At 73.5% G+C, this 14,533-nt stretch carries 14 protein-coding genes; 10 read left to right on the top strand and 4 right to left on the bottom strand.

The window, feature by feature from the left end:
• The 5 genes from FV229_RS19640 to FV229_RS19620 all read left to right on the top strand — a co-directional run.
• The coding region (locus tag FV229_RS19640) for a polysaccharide biosynthesis/export family protein (protein ID WP_147753575.1) at nucleotides 1–1,043 on the top strand (1,043 nt) is incomplete at its 5' end.
• Entirely contained in the window at nucleotides 1,040–2,635 is a 1,596-nt protein-coding gene (locus FV229_RS19635) for a lipopolysaccharide biosynthesis protein (protein WP_147753574.1), read from the top strand. The genes FV229_RS19640 and FV229_RS19635, both read left to right, overlap by 4 nt.
• Nucleotides 2,632–3,279 (top strand): CpsD/CapB family tyrosine-protein kinase, encoded by a 648-nt coding sequence (locus FV229_RS19630; RefSeq protein ID WP_147753573.1) that lies wholly within the window; start codon nucleotides 2,632–2,634, stop codon nucleotides 3,277–3,279. Before FV229_RS19635 ends, FV229_RS19630 begins: the two co-directional genes overlap by 4 nt.
• Nucleotides 3,276–4,928 carry an O-antigen ligase family protein gene (locus tag FV229_RS19625; RefSeq protein WP_147753572.1) on the top strand — a complete coding sequence of 551 codons (1,653 nt, stop codon included), beginning with the start codon at nucleotides 3,276–3,278 and terminating at the stop codon, nucleotides 4,926–4,928. The genes FV229_RS19630 and FV229_RS19625 overlap by 4 nt, the downstream gene beginning before the upstream one ends.
• Nucleotides 4,925–5,866, top strand: coding sequence for a glycosyltransferase family 2 protein (locus tag FV229_RS19620; protein ID WP_147753571.1), 942 nt, complete (start codon nucleotides 4,925–4,927; stop codon nucleotides 5,864–5,866). The genes FV229_RS19625 and FV229_RS19620 overlap by 4 nt, the downstream gene beginning before the upstream one ends.
• Nucleotides 5,867–5,870: 4 nt before the next feature.
• Here the strand turns inward: FV229_RS19620 and FV229_RS19615 are convergent, their stop codons facing one another.
• Complete coding sequence (locus FV229_RS19615) at nucleotides 5,871–6,653, bottom strand: class I SAM-dependent methyltransferase (RefSeq protein WP_238272757.1); 783 nt, start codon at nucleotides 6,651–6,653, stop codon at nucleotides 5,871–5,873.
• A 42-nt stretch (nucleotides 6,654–6,695) separates the two neighbouring features.
• On the opposite strand from FV229_RS19615, the gene FV229_RS19610 reads away from it, so the two are divergent.
• A complete protein-coding gene (locus FV229_RS19610) occupies nucleotides 6,696–7,877 on the top strand; it encodes a DUF1972 domain-containing protein (RefSeq protein ID WP_246688259.1) in 1,182 nt (393 codons plus the stop codon).
• Nucleotides 7,878–7,924: 47 nt separating this feature from the next.
• Here FV229_RS19610 and FV229_RS19605 read toward each other — a convergent pair whose 3' ends face one another.
• Nucleotides 7,925–8,596, bottom strand: coding sequence for a serine acetyltransferase (locus FV229_RS19605; protein WP_187275209.1), 672 nt, complete (start codon nucleotides 8,594–8,596; stop codon nucleotides 7,925–7,927).
• Entirely contained in the window at nucleotides 8,593–9,198 is a 606-nt protein-coding gene (locus tag FV229_RS19600) for a serine acetyltransferase (protein WP_187275208.1), read from the bottom strand. Before FV229_RS19600 ends, FV229_RS19605 begins: the two co-directional genes overlap by 4 nt.
• A gap of 173 nt (nucleotides 9,199–9,371) precedes the next feature.
• On the opposite strand from FV229_RS19600, the gene FV229_RS19595 reads away from it, so the two are divergent.
• Genes FV229_RS19595 through FV229_RS19580 form a run of 4 tightly spaced genes read left to right on the top strand, consistent with a single transcriptional unit; the run spans nucleotide 9,372 to nucleotide 14,251 of the window.
• The gene (locus tag FV229_RS19595; protein WP_246688258.1) at nucleotides 9,372–10,784 is read left to right on the top strand and encodes a polysaccharide biosynthesis C-terminal domain-containing protein; all 1,413 of its coding nucleotides are present in this window, start codon (nucleotides 9,372–9,374) and stop codon (nucleotides 10,782–10,784) included.
• Nucleotides 10,781–11,743, top strand: coding sequence for a glycosyltransferase family A protein (locus FV229_RS19590; protein WP_147753569.1), 963 nt, complete (start codon nucleotides 10,781–10,783; stop codon nucleotides 11,741–11,743). Before FV229_RS19595 ends, FV229_RS19590 begins: the two co-directional genes overlap by 4 nt.
• Nucleotides 11,740–13,122 carry a right-handed parallel beta-helix repeat-containing protein gene (locus FV229_RS19585; RefSeq protein WP_147753568.1) on the top strand — a complete coding sequence of 461 codons (1,383 nt, stop codon included), beginning with the start codon at nucleotides 11,740–11,742 and terminating at the stop codon, nucleotides 13,120–13,122. Before FV229_RS19590 ends, FV229_RS19585 begins: the two co-directional genes overlap by 4 nt.
• Nucleotide 13,123: 1 nt before the next feature.
• On the top strand, nucleotides 13,124–14,251 hold the full coding sequence (locus FV229_RS19580) for a glycosyltransferase family 1 protein (protein WP_147753567.1): 1,128 nt from the start codon (nucleotides 13,124–13,126) through the stop codon (nucleotides 14,249–14,251).
• 51 nt (nucleotides 14,252–14,302) lie between these two features.
• Here FV229_RS19580 and FV229_RS27535 read toward each other — a convergent pair.
• Nucleotides 14,303–14,533, bottom strand: a 231-nt coding sequence (locus FV229_RS27535; RefSeq protein WP_187275207.1) for a hypothetical protein, incomplete at its 5' end; no start/stop codon positions are given.

Below are 14,533 nucleotides of genomic sequence, written 5' to 3'. Positions count from 1 at the left end.
GGTGCATGGCGACCCGCGCGCGGCAGGCCGCGCCCTCTGCGGTCGGCGACGTCGCGCGGACCGGCTCCATCCCGGAGGCGCCGCCGGCGGTCGTCGCCGCGGCGCAGGAGGAGGTGGGGCGCACCATGCGCCTCGGGCTGATGAACTACCGCCTCAACGTCGGCGACAACCTCGAAGTCTCGCTGCTGATCGATTCCAGCGTGGTCCAGCCGACCTATCGGCTCAACCCGAACGACGAGTTCGACGTCGATTTCCGGACGCACCCTGAATACAACCGGACGGTTGTGGTCCGGCCGGACGGGCGGATCTCGCTGCCCGGCAAGAACGGCATCATGGTCGCCGGCCTGTCGCCCGAGCGCGCCGCCACCCTGATCCGCGAGACCTACGACGACGTCCTGATCAACCCGGTCGTCACGATCCTGCTGCGCAAGTTCCGCACGCCCATCGACGACTTCCGCGACCTGACCCAGCGGTCCGACATCGGCCGCGTCAAGCTGATGGCGATCGAGCCGGACGGCAAGATCAACCTGCCGATGGTGCCCCCGGTCCAGGCGGCCGGCCGCACCGTCAACGAGGTCTCGGCGGCGCTGTCCGCCGCCTACCGGCACCACCTCGCCTCGGTCAGCCCGAGCGTGCGGCTGGCCTCGCTGGTTCCGGCCAACACCATGGTGTTCGGCGAGGTCCGGGTGCCCGGCCCGGTCACCCTGTCGGGGCCGCGGACGCTGGCCCAGGTCCTCGGCACCGCCGGCGGCGTCCTGCCGACCGCGGCCGGCGAGGCGGTGCGGATCATCCGCTTCGACGCGGGCGCGCAAGGAAGTGTGCAGGTCGTCGACATCAGCGTGCCGGGCCTGGCCGACTCGATCGTCGTGCCGCCGAACGCCACGGTCTACGTGCCGCCCTCGGTGCTCGCCAAGACCGCGCGCGCGGTCGACCTCGTGGTCCGCCAGATCCTGCTCTTCAACGGCACCGGCTTCGGCGTGAACTACATCACCGGTCCGTCCGCCTCGACCTCCACCAGCACCACGGCGAGGGCAGCCCTATGAGCGGCACCGAGACGGCCCTCGACCCGCGGGGCTTCGAGCGGCATGGCTTCGAGCGGCATGGCTTCGATCTGCGCGACGGGCTCGGCGCCCTGTTCCGCCACGCCCGCCCGGCGCTGCTGATCCTGGCCGCGGCCCTGGTCGGGGCCGGGATCTACCTCCTGCTGACCCCGACCGAGTACACCGCGGACGCCAAGCTCATCATCCGCCTCGGGCGCGAGAAGTCGGCCGCCCCGATCAATGGCGGCGCCAACCAGAACTACATGTTCTCCGAGCGCGCGCAGAACGTGAACAACGAGATCGAGATCCTGCGCGACCCGAGCATCGTGCGCGGCGAGTTCGAGGCGCTGAAGCGCATCATGCCGCTGGGCGACCTCGGCCAGCCCCCCGAGGAATGGGGCGCCTGGCTCGTCTACCAGGGGCGCCAGCTCGTGCGCGCCGCCAAGGCGGTCAAGACCTGGATCGTCGACACCGCGCGGATCCCCCTCGAGGCGGTCGGCCTGCTGCGCCACCTCAGCCCGGACGAGAAGCTCTTCGAGGCCTACCTCGCCTCGTTCAAGGTCGTGTTCGTCAAGGAGACGGACGTGATCGTCACCGGGTTCACCTGGACCGACCCGACCTTCGCGGCGGACGCCCTCAACCGCCTGCTCGACGCCTACAAGCGCCGCCACGTCGAGGTCTACGCCGACGAGACGCCGGCCTCGTTCTACGCGGGCAAGCTGGAGCGCGCCCGCGCCGAGCTCGCCGCGATCGACCGGCAGCTCGGCAAATACCTCAAGGGCGCCAACACCGCGAGCTTCGCCATCGAGCAGCAGAACGACCTCGGCACGCTGGCCGACCTCGCCCGCCAGAAGTCGGCGGCGCAGATCGAGCGCGAGGGCGTCGAGACCCGCCTCAGGCGCACCAAGGAATCCGGTCCCGACCGCTGGCAGCCGACCCCGCCGGACGCCGACCCGACGGTGGCCGCCTTCGACCAGCGCTTCGCCGAGCTGCGCACCCGGCGCTCGGAACTCGCCACGCGGTTCCGCCCGGCGGCGCCCGAATTCGCCAGCCTCGACCGCGACCTCACCGAGCTCGCCCGGCAGAAATACCGCGCGCTGATCAGCGCCGACACCACCCGGCTCGCGGTGCTCGCGGAGAAGATCGCGGCGATCTCCAACATCGAGGCGTCGCGGCGCCAGGCGGCGATCGGCCAGAGCGACGCCTCCCTCGCCTTCGGCCGGCTCGGCCAGCAGAAGAGCCTGCTCGCCGACGAGATCGCCCAGACCCAGCGTCGCATCGACGAGCTGACGACCGGGACCGGCCTGGATTCGCAGTCCGTCACCTCGTCCGCGCTCGTCGCCCGGGCGGTGCCGCCGCGGCTGCCGAGTGGGCCGAACCGCCTGCTGATCCTCGGGCTCGCCGCCGGCCTCGGGCTCGTCGCGGCTCTGGCCTACGTCGCGCTGGCCGAGATCCTCGCCCAGACCTACCGCAGCGCGTCGGACGTGGCGCGCTCGCTGGGGGTGCCGGTGCTCGCCGCCCTCCCCTTGCGCGACGAGGGCCGCGCCGCGCCGCGGCGCTCCCGCGCCCCCGGCCTCCGTGGAGCCACCGCATGATCGCCGCCACTTACGATCCGGCGGTGCCCGACCGCGCAGTGCTCGAGCCGGCCCTGGTGCAGCTCAACCGGCGCGAGGGGCCGCCGCTCCGGCGCATCGGCGTCACCGCGGTGCAGGCCGGAGACGGCGTCACCTCGCTCAGCCGCCAGCTCGCCGGGCTCTATGCAAGGCGCGACCTCGACGTGGTCTTGATCGAGGCGAACTGGGCCAAGCCCGCGCTCGCCGCCGCCTACGGTCTTGCGGGCAAGCCGGGGTTCGCCGACATCGTCGTCGGCGCGGCGGCGCCCCTGGACGGCGTCCACCCGGTGGCCGACGGCTTCCACGTCGTCCCCGCCGGCACCGCCGCCGCGATCCGCGAGGCCGGCCTCGACGACGCCCGCGTCGAGGCCTTCCTCGGGCTCGTCGACCAGCGCTACCACCTCGCGATCCTCGATTGCGCGCCGATCGGGCAGATCGGCGACACCGCGGCGCTCGGCCCCCTCGTCGACGGCTTCGTCGTGGTCGTCGGGGCCGAACGGACCCGGCGGGTCGTGGCCGAGCAGGCGATGCGCGACCTCGACGCCGCCGGCGGCACCGCCCTCGGCGTCGTCCTCAACCGGACCCGGCGGCCGATCCCCGACTGGCTCTACCGGCGGCTCGGATGAGGCTCGCGCTCCGCACCCTTCCGCCGCTGGCGATCGGCGCCGGCGCCGCCGCCGCCGCCGTGGCGCTGGCAAGCGCGCCGCCGAAGTTCGCCGTCGTCGGGCTGGTCGCGCCGCTCGGCGGCCTCGCCGCCCTGATCCTGGGCCAGCGCGTCCGGTTGACGCCGTTCCTGCTCGTCGCCTTCGCGGTCGGGCTCACGGTCAAGCTCGACGTCAGCGTCTTCCAGCACTTCGAGGCGGTCGGACAGTACCTGCCGAGCATCGGCGGCGGCGCCGGGCTGACCGTCAGCGTCGCCTTCCTCGTGGCGCTGACGCTCATCGCCTTCCGGCTCGTCGGGATCGGCGAGGCCGGCCCGCAGCGCGTGTCGCTCGATCCGCCCCTGGTGCTGACGCAACTCGCCTTCATGGCGGCCGGCGTGCTCTCCCTCGTGAACGCGGGCGACCCGACCTACCTGTGGTTCGACGAGTGGCGTTTCCTCACCCTGCTCGTCGTCTCGGTCGCGATCGCCAACCTCGGCCCGCAAGATGTCCGCACCCTGGCGCTGGCGATCTGCGTCCTCTGCCTGGTCCAGACCGCGGCGGCGGCGGTGCAGTACGTCACCGGCTCGGAACTCGGCCTCGGCGTGCTCGGCGAGGAGCAGATCGTCGAGGAGAACATCAACTTCCAGGCCCAGCGCCGCGCCGCCGGCTTCAAGGTCCACCCGAACATCCTCGGCTACTATTACGAGGTGGTGTGGCCGCTCGCGCTGGCTCTGGCGCTCTCCCGCGGCCCGGCCTGGCTGCGCCTCGTCGGGGCGATGGGCGCGCTCTCGGCGCTCAGTGGCGTGGTGCTGACCCTGTCGCGGGCCTCGTGGCTCACCTACCCGCTCTCGGCGTCACTCGTCGTGCTGCTGGTCTACCGCGACCGGCTGCTCTCGCGGGCGAGCCTGGTCGTGGCGGGCCTCCTCCTCGCCGTGGGCGTCGTCGCAGCGATCGTCGTCGGTCCGATGATCTGGGAGCGGCTGTTCGCCGACGACGGCGGCTCGGCGGCGCAGCGCGGCCCCCTGAACGCGGCGGCGCTCGCGCTGTTTTCGCAGTTCCCGATCCTCGGGGTCGGATTGAACAATTTCGGCAACATGTTCGCGACGCTGGACCACACCGGCCTGTCGCGGCTCGCCGGCCTGTTCGACCGCTCGAACCACGTCGTCCACAACCTCCACATCCTCGTCCTCACCGAGGTCGGGATCGTCGGGTACGCCGCCTTCGCCCTGGTCTTCGGGATCGGCCTGTGGCGCGGCTTTTCCGCGGTGCGGCGCGCGCCGGTCGGCGACCCCCTCGCCGCCATCGCCGGCGCCTCGGCGATCGGGCTCCTCGCCCACCTCCTCCACGGCCTCGTTGACCCCGGCTTCCGCCTGAACCTCGGCATCGCCGAGCTGCTCTACACCGCGCTCGGGATGATCGCGGCGGTGGCGGCGGCGCAGCGCGCCGGCCGCATCGCCGCCCTCACCGCACCGAGCGCGGGTCCCTTCTCCCAGGGGGAGCAGGACAGGATGAGGGGCGTGACCTTTCCGGATGACGCACGCCCCTCACCCCAGCCCTCTCCCGCTGGGAGAGGGAGTCGCGGCGTGGCGTCCCGCGCCAGATCCCAACGAAGAAGCGCGAGCTTGCGATGACCCCCGCCCTCAGCGTCCTCGTCGTCACCTACAAGTCCGGCGCCGACGTCGACACCTGCCTCGCCCTGCTCGCGGCGAGCCGGATCGACCGTCCCTACGAGGTGATCGTCGTCGACAACGCGTCCGGCGACGGCACGGCCGAGCGGATCGCTGCCGCCTGGCCCGACATCCGCGTGATCGCGGAGACGACGAACCACGGGTTCGCCGGCGCCAACGCCATCGCCTACGCCGCGGCCCGCGGCGACGCGATCCTGCTGCTCAACCCGGACGCGTACCTGCGCGACCCGGATGCGGTCGCGGTGGCGCTCGCCCACCTCGATGCCCACCCCCAGGTCGGCGCCGTCGGCCTGCGCCTGGTCTTCGAGGACGGGCGCCATCAGGTCGGCGACGCCGGGTTCGAGCCGCGCCCGCTCACCGTCGCGGTACACGCGGCTGGTCTGTCGGGGCGGTTCGGCCTGCGCGGAGTCTACCTGTCGGGCGGCCAGGCGCGAGCGCCGGGGCCGGTCTCCGTCGACTGGCTCTGCGGCGCCTTCCTGATGTTGCGGCGCGCGGCGGTCGAGGCGATCGGCGGCCTGTCGAGCCCGCTGTTCCTCTACGGCGAGGACGTCGACTGGGGCTGCCGGGTGCGCGACGCCGGATGGCGGGTCGAGTACCTGCCGGACCGCAGCGTGGTCCACCTCCAGGGCGGCTCGGGGAGCACCCGCTCCCCCCGCTGGCTCGACGGGCTCGCCGGCGTCTATCGGCTGCGCAACGGGGGGCGCCGGCTGTCCTCGCCGGCCTTCTTCGCGGTGCCGCTCTGGCTCGGGTTCACCGCGCGCGCGGCCGTCTACGGCCTGCTCGGCCGGCTGCGGCGCCGGCCGGACCTGTTGGGCAGGAGCCGCGACATGAAGCGGTTCGCGGACCACCTCGCAAATATAGAAACCACGAAGGCGCTGTAACCGCTCAGCGCTTTCGGATGAAGACCATGTGATAGCCCTTGAACGGACCCGGCGTGAGCCGGAACAGCAACTCCCAAAACTTGCCCAGGACGATGTTCTCGCCATGATAGAACGGTTGCCCGTCGAACGCGTAGGTGAAGTGCTCGAACCGGTCAGTTGGGAAAAGCCGCTTCCGCGCCGCCTCCGTGTTCATCGTGTAGAGCGGCACGAACGAGTCGATCTCGACGCGGCGTGGCTCGACCAGGCGCAGCACCCGGGCGTGCAGCCGCTTCGGGACCAGCCGGGCTCCGACCCCGACATAGCCCCAGCGGTTGGGCGTCCAGGCGCAGAGCCAGCCGCCGGGGGCGAGGATGCGGCCGAGCTCCTGCGCCGTCCGCTCGGGCGTCTCGATGTGCTCCAGCACCGAGAAGGCCGAGATCAGGTCGAAGCTGGCATCGGGGAAGGGCAGCAGCCCGTCGTGGCCGACGAGCTTGACGGCGTCCGCCGTCTCGTTCCCGAGCACCGCTTCGTCGACGTCGCAGGCGGTGACGTGGGCGCAGCGCCCGCGGAAGTCCCCGAGCTGGCGGCGCAGTGGAACCGGGTCATGGCTCCACTTGCCGCGTCCGGCGCCGAACTCCATCACCCGCATGTCGGGGCGCAGCAGCGTGTTGACGCGGACGATGTACTCCATCCGGTGGTCCTGCCGGGAATAGCCCCCGGCTCCCATCTCGCGAAAAAGCCGCTCCTCGACGGTGACCGGCTCCCGATGGGGCATCGCGTCCTGGCGCAGAAGGGTGTCGTGGCCCATGAATCGTCCTCCTCAAGCGATGGGGTGGTGGGGACGCGCCGCGTGCGGGCGTCCGATGGCGGGCGGCACGCCGGCGCAGCGCGCCCGGCGGTGGCGATCCTCGGCACGCGGGGCGTCCCCGCGGCGCATGGCGGCTTCGAGACCCTGGCCGAACGGCTCGCGCTGGAGCTGGTCGCCCGCGACTGGCGGGTCGAGGTCTACTGCCAGGTCGATCGGCCGACTGCGCCCTCGACCTGGCGCGGCGTCGACCTGATCCCGGTCGCGGCGCCGGGCGACGGCCCGCTCGCCACGATCCTGTTCGACTGGAAATGCACCCTGCGGGCGGCGTTCCGCCCCGCCCTGCCGCTCGTGCTCGGCTACAACACCGCCGCGTTCTCCCTGCTCTACCGGCTGACGGGAAAGCGCAGCGTGATGAACATGGACGGGATCGAGTGGCGCCGGGACCGCTGGTCGAAGCCCGCCAAGGTGTGGTTCTGGCTGAACGAGCATTGCGGCAGCCTGTTCTCGACGCACCTCGTCGCCGACCATCCCGAGATCGCCCGGCACCTCGCCCGCGTGAACGCGACGCGGCGCATCACCACCATCGCCTACGGGGCTGACCCCGTGGCCGACGCGCCGGCGGCGTCGCTGGCCGCCCTCGGGGTTGAGCCGCAGCGTTACGGCTTGGCCATCGCCCGCATCGTGCCCGAGAACCTCGTGCTGCAGGTGGTCCGCGCCTGGAGCGAGGTGAGCCCCGGCCTGCCCCTGGTGGTGCTCGGCAAACTCTCGGAGGCGGACGCCTACCACCGGGCGGTGCGCGCGGCCGCCGGGCCGGACGTGATCTTCGCCGGCGCGATCTACGAGGCGGACCGCGTCGCGGCTTTGCGCCGGCACGCCCGCTTCCACATCCACGGCCACACGGTCGGCGGCACCAACCCCTCGCTGGTCGAGGCGCTCGGCGCCGGTTCGCCGGTGCTCGCCCACGACAACGTCTTCAACCGCTGGGTGGCCGGACCCGACGCCGCCTTTTTCGGCGACGAGACCGAGTTGCGCCATGGCATCGTGCGGCTCGCCCGCGCCCCGGCCGGGCAGCTCGCGGCGATGTCGTCCGGCGCGCGGGCGCGCCACGCCGAGGCCTTTGCCTGGGACGGCATCGTCGACGCCTACGAGCGGGTGTTGCGCGCGCAGCTCCCCGAAACCCGCGCCCGCCGCCGGGCCGCGGCCCGCGTCGAGGTCGCGGGCTGAGGCCACGGGATGGCCCCCGGCCCGGTGATAGAGGTTACGGGGGCGTCTCATGCGGCGCTCCTGTCCCGGGCGGGCCCGGAGGCTTGCGCGATCGTGATGTCTTCGGCGACCACAGGATCCGGCTCGCGGGTCGGGACGCTGGTCTGGCGCAGGCGCTGGACCGATACGGTCCCGGTCGGGATGTCCCGCAGGGTGGCGACCCCGACGCCGACCATCGCCCCGTCGCCGACCGTCACCGCCCCGAGGACGAGCGAATGGGCGCCGACCACGACGCCGTCGCCGAGGCGCGGCGCGTCCGCGGGGAACGGGTCGGCGGCCAGCACCGGGCGCGCGGGCGCGACCACCACCGCCGGCAGGATCACGAGGTCGCGCCCCGCCGTGCCACAGAAGCCGATCCGGGCCGGGTGGGGCACGAACAAGCCGGGGCCGATCCGCGATCCCGGGTGAAAGGAGGCGCCCGTGAGGCGCGTCGACAGCCCGGCGACGGCGGCAGCGCTCCGCCGCCATCCGCGCAGGTGCAGCAGGTGGGCGACCCGGTGGAACGCGGCGCATTGCATCGCCGGCAGCAGCACCATCATCGCCGCGCGCGCGCGCGACATCGGCCTGTCGCCGCTGATCTGGCGCACGATCCGCGCGAGGTCGGCGGCCAGCATCCGCCGCATCACCGCCGGGCGGGCGTGGTCGAGGTCCGGTTCGGGCAGGGGCCGGGCGTCGCTCACGACGCGACGCCCCGTCCCGGCAGCGCACGCCAGTCGGTCGGCGCCAGGTCGGTGTCGGGTTCGATGTCCTTGAGCACGAGGCAGCGCGGCCCGACACGGGCGCGGTCGCCGATCAGCACCGCGCCGAGCACGATCGAGGCCGGCTCGAGGACGACGTCGTCGCCGAGGCGGGGCAGGCCGGGGCCGCCGCCGACGTCGCGGTCCGGCGTCTTGTAGAGGCCGCCGATCGAGGCCTGGAAGCCGAAGGCGGCGTCGCGCCCGACGGCGCCCGCGATGATCGTGCCGTAGGGATGGGGCAGGAACATCCCGCCGGCGATCCGGGTCGAGGGCGGGATGTCCGAGCCCGTCAGCCAGCCGTTGACGATCCAGAGCAGCCACGCCGCCATCCGCCAGCCGTTCTCGTGGGCGTAGCGCGACATCCGATAGAGCCAGATCGCCTGGTAGCCGCGGCGCAGGCGCACCGGCCCGGGCATGCGGCGCGCCCAATGCGCCCGGTCGGCGCGGAGCGCCGCGCGCGTCTCCGCCCAGGAGATCGCGGCGACGCCGCCTGGATCGGTTCCGGCGAGGTCACGGGCTGCGAGCACGTCGGCTGACTTGGGCATGCCACTCTCTTTACGGTTGTATAATACTTATAGACGCAACCATAGGGCGTTTTCGCGGTATGCCCGTCCGGGCCGTGCGATCCTACAATCGTAGGTAGCATTCTTCCGGCGAAAATCACCGAAAGATGCGTATGGTGGTGAATCGAACCGACACGGGCCAAGACCGGAGGGGGATGCGCTACGGCATCAACCTCGTCGGGCAGGCGGCCGGCCGCGGGATCTACCTGCTGGCGGGCTTCGCGGCCTTCGTGATGGTGGCGAAGGTGGCCGGGCCGGTGGTGCTCGGCCATTACGGCCTCGCGCTCGCCGCCCTGGCGATCGCCCTGATCGCCGCCGACTTCGGCACGACGCTGACCTTCGCCGCCCGCATCGGCGCCTGCGAGCCGGAGGCGCGGGCCGCCGCCCTCGCCGCGATGCTCTCCGCCCGGCTGATCCTCGGGGCGGGAACGGGCCTCGCGCTGCTCTGCGCCCTGCCGCTGCTGCCGGCGCCGACGCGGCCCGCGCTGACGCTGGCGGCGCTCGCCATGCCGCTCGTGGCCGCCCGCTTCCTCGACGCGCTGTTCCAGGTCTGCGGCCGGCCCGGCTGGTCGGCCTATCCCTCCCTCGCCAACGCCGCCGTGCTGGTCGTCGGGACCGCGCTGGCGCTGGCCCTCGACGCGCCGGAGGCGGTGTTGCCCCTGGTCGCGGTGGCGGCCGGGACGGCCTACGGCGCCCTCGCCCTGGTGCTCGCCGGACGGCTCGTGCCGCTGCACGTCGCCGCTCTTACGGACGGCCTCGCCACGATCCGCGGGGCGGCCGGCGTCGGCGTCTCGAACGCGCTCGGCACGCTCAACGCTCGCATCGGCCTGCTCGCGCTCGCCGCCTTCGCGGGGGCGGCCGAGGTCGGGCTGTTCACCGCCGGCTACCGCTTCTTCGAGCTCGGGGTCGCCGTCGCGATCACCCTGGCCGCCCCGCTGCTGCCGGTGTTCGGGCGCGCCGCCGCCGCCGGCACCCTGCCGGCGCAGACCCGTCTCGCGCTGCGCCTGGTGCTCGCCGCCGCCGGCCCCGGCGTGATCGCGGCCTGGGTGCTGGCCGACCCGCTGGTCCGCCTGCTGTTCGGGCCGGACTACGCCGCCAGCGTGCCGGTCCTGCGCATCGCCGCGCTGATGGCGGCGGCGATGATCGCCGCGACGATCCTGTTCTCGGCCCTGGTCGCGCTCGGCCGCACCGGCTTCGCGGTGCCGTTCAGCGCCGCCGGCTGCGCGGTGAACGCCGTCCTCTGCCTCGTGCTGGTGCCGCGGGCCGGCGCGACGGGCGCCGCGCTCGCGGCGCTCGCCGCCGAGTTCGCGATGCTCGCGGTGGTTGTGTTCGCGTTCCGCCGGTCCGTCGGGGCACCGCTCCTGCCCCGCGACTGGCCGGCGATCCTGGTGCCGACCCTCGCCATGGCGACCTGCGTCCTCGCGAGCCCGGCCGCCCTCGCCCCCGTCGCCCTGCCGGCCGGCGCGCTGCTCGCGCTCGCCGGCGGCCTGTGGCTGCGCCCGCGCGATCCCCTCGCCGGCCCCTCCCTCACCAGCCCGCAACTCTCCAGCCCGGAAGCCTCGTCATGACGCCGGACACGCCCGCCGACACCCCGATCCTGTCGGTGATCATCCCGACTTACGGTCGCGCCGAGACCCTGCGGCTGACCCTCGCCGCCTTCGATCGCCAAGAGACGGAAGCCGCCTTCGAGATCGTGGTCTGCGACGACGGCTCCCTCGACGGCACCGGCGCGGTGATCAGCCGGGCGGTCGCGACCGCTCGGCGGCCGGTGGTGCACCTGCGCCAGGAGAATGCGGGGGCGAACGCCGCCCGCAACCGGGCGATCGCGGCCGCCCGCGGCACGCGCCTGCTCGTCGTCAACGACGACACAATCCCCGGCCCGAACCTCGTCGCGGCGCACCTCGCGGCCCACGCCCGGCGGGGCGGACGCGAGACGGCGATCCTCGGGCGGATGACGATCGACCCGGCGCTGCCGTTCTCGCCGTTCGCGGCGCTCCACCACGACGCCTCCTACGACGCGCTCGCCGGCAAGGTCGAGCTCGGCTGGGACGCGTTCCTGACCTGCAACGTCAGCGTCGACGCCGGCTTCCTGCGCGAGGCCGGCGGCTTCGATCCGCGCCTGACGTGGCACGAGGACATCGAGCTCGGCGAGCGGCTGGCGCGGCGCGGGATGCGCCTGTTCTACGAGCCGCAGGCGCTGGCCTACCACCACCACTTCCTCGACGAGGCGGCCTATCTGCGCATCGCCGAGCGCGAGGGGGCGGCCTTGGTGCTGTGGTACCGCAAGCGCCCCGACCTCGCCCCCGACCTCGCCCGCCTCGGGCTCGTCGGCCCAGAACCCTTCGGTCGCGCGCGCCGCCACGCGCTCGCCGACCTCGTGATGCCCGAGGTCGCCCTGCCCGGCTGGCGCGCGGCGGCGCGCTCGCTCACCCGCCTCAGCCCGGCCGCCGGGCGGACGGTATGGCGGCGGCTGTTCCAGCGCCGCAAGCGGCTCGCCATCGCCCGCGCTTTCGCGGAGGCCGCATGAGCATCCGCCTCCGGGCGACGGCGATCGTCGCGCTCCTGCCTATGCTGGCGGCCTCCACCGCCTGCCAGCCGGCGGAGCCCCCCAGCCTGCAGCGCATCCTCGTCGACCCGGCGGGCGCGACGATGCCCGGCTACCGGACGGTGGCGGCGCTGTCCGCCGTGCCCTTCGCGAGCCTGGCGGCCGGCAGCGCGGTGCTGGTCAAGGGCGGCCGCTTCGACGGCGTGGTCGTCGTCAGCGCCCGCGGCACCGCCGAGGCGCCGGTGACGGTGGCTGCTGTGCCCGGCACCGAGCCGGTGCTGTCGAACTCGGTGGTGTTCGAGGACGCGGCCTACGTCACCGTGTCCGGGCTGACGGTGCGGGGGGCGGTGAATTCCGGCTTCATCCTGCGCCGGGGCAGCCACCACGTCACCGTCCGGGATTCGGCGGTGGACGCCTCGGGGCTGGGCATCTGGATCGGCGACGGCTCCGGGGCGGGGCACCGCATCCTCGGCAACCGGCTCACCGGCAACAAGACCCACGGCATCGCCGTGGACGTGATCAACGCGCCCCCCGACGACCCGACGATCATCGCGAGCAACACGGTCTCCGGCAGCGGCATCCACGGGATGGAGATCAACGGGTCGGGCTACGTCGTCGAGGGCAACCGGGTCCACGACAACGGCGTCTCGATGTCGGGCACCTCGGGCATCCACGTCTACGCCAAGGATGCGGGGCAGGACGCGGGCGACCGCAACACCATCCGCTACAACGTCGTCACCGGGCAGCGGGAGACGACGGGCCAGGACGGCAACGGCATCCAGGTCGATCAGTGGTGCGACGACAACCTCGTCGCCTTCAACGTGACGACCGGCAACGACGGCGCCGGCATCAACCTGTTCGACGCCGGCCGGAACCTCGTTTCGAACAACACCGTCGTCGGCAACATGGCCGATTCCGGCGGCCGGCACGCCTACAAGGGCGAGATCGTGCTGGCCAGCGACTACACGAAGCAGGTCGCCCGCACGGTCGACAACCGGGTGCTCAACAACATCGTGGTGGCGACGCGGGGCGGCGTCGCCGCCGTCGTCGTCGAGGCGACGAGCACCGGCCGCGGCAACGCCATCGGCCCCAACCTGCTGCGGCACGCGCCCGGCGGCTGGCTCTACGCCTACGGCGCCGCCCGCACCGACGACGGCGCGTCGCTGCCGCTGGGAGCGCCCGCGCCGGACCTCACCGAGGCGCCGGCCTTCGCCGACCCCACGAATCCCTTCGCGAACGGCTTCGCGCTGACGCGTGCGCTTTCGCGTCCCGGCATCGCGCTCGGCGCGACGCGGGACCTGATCGGCCGCCCCTACGCCCCCAACGAGGCCCCGACCTTCGGCGCCTATCGGAGCCCGTGACATGACCCGGATCGGAATCGACGCCCACGTCCTCGTCGGCAAGATGCAGGGCAGCCGCACCTGGCTCGTCAACGTGGTCGGCCGCGCGGTCGCGCGCCACCCGGACGCCACCTACGTGATCTATTCCGACGACCCCGCGCGCGCCGCGACGATGATTGCGGGCGCAAACGTCGAGCACGTCCGGCTGCCGCGGGTGCCCCGCGCCCTGCGGCTGCTGGCGGTCTGGCCCTGGCTCGTGCACCGCGACCGGATCGACGCCCTGCTGACCACCTACATCGCCCCGCCGCTGGTGCCGGGCGCGCGCCAGGTCGTCGTCGTCCACGACATCCTGTTCGAGACCCATCCGGCGTTCTTCGCCTTCGGCATGCGCTGGCGCACCCGCCTGCTGACGCGGATCAGTGCCAAGCGCGCCCGCCTCGTCGTGACGATCTCGCGCTACAGCCGCGATTCGATCGCCCGGACCTACCGGATCGATCCGGACCGCATCGTCGAGGTCCGCTGCGGGACGAGCCCGCCCCGCACCGGGGCGATCACCCGGTCGCCGATCCGCGACGGGCGCCCCTACCTGATGATGGTCGGGCGGCTGGAGCCGCGGAAGAACCTCGCGCTGACGCTGGACGCCTTCGCGCGGCTCAGCCCCGGCGCCGCCCGCCTCGTGGTGGTGGGCAAGCCCGACGGGGAGAACCCGGAGACGCTGGCGCGGCTCTCGTCCATGGCGGACGTGGTGCACGTGGCCGGAATCGACGACCGCGGCCTCGGCGACCTCTACGCCAACGCCGCCGCCCTGGTGTTCCCGAGCGCCGGCGAGGGCTGGGGCATCCCGGTTCTGGAGAGCCTGGCGCTCGGCACGCCGGTGATCGCCTCGAACGTCACCGCCATCCCCGAATCGGGCGGCGACGCGGCGAGCTACTTCGACCTCGACGCGCCGGACCGCATCGAGCGCCTCGCTGCCCTGATGCAGGCGGCGGTGGAGGGGCGCCTGCCTTTCGACGCGGCCCGCGCCCGCGCCCACGTCGCCCGCCACGACTGGGACGGCCCGGCCAACGCCTTCGTGGACGCGATACGCCGCGCCTTCCCGGCCCGCGACGCGGCGGCGGAGCCCGTGCGCGGATTGGTGAAGTCGCACTGAGGGACCCACCATCCCGGGCCCCAAGAGGCCGAGGGGGGCCGGCCCCCTCGGTCATCCGCGATGGAACGTCCAGCCGAATTCCGACAGCAGGAGGCGGGCGGCGGTCGCGTCGTCGGCGAAGCGCAGGCGCCCGCGGCCGGTCGCGACCAGGGCGGGGTCGCGGTCCGGCGCGAAGCCACGGTCCGTCGCCTCGCCGGCGCGTTCGAGCGCGATCGCCAGGGCGGCGCGCGGGAAGCTGCCGTCGGGATCGGTCGGCGTGCGGGCGGCGGCGCGGAGCAGGGG

It is taken from the genome of Methylobacterium sp. WL120, from assembly GCF_008039465.1.
GTDB classification, from domain to species: domain Bacteria; phylum Pseudomonadota; class Alphaproteobacteria; order Rhizobiales; family Beijerinckiaceae; genus Methylobacterium; species Methylobacterium cerastii.
Note: the sequence above shows the minus strand (reverse complement) of the source record. Positions and strands in the feature narration are given on the sequence as shown.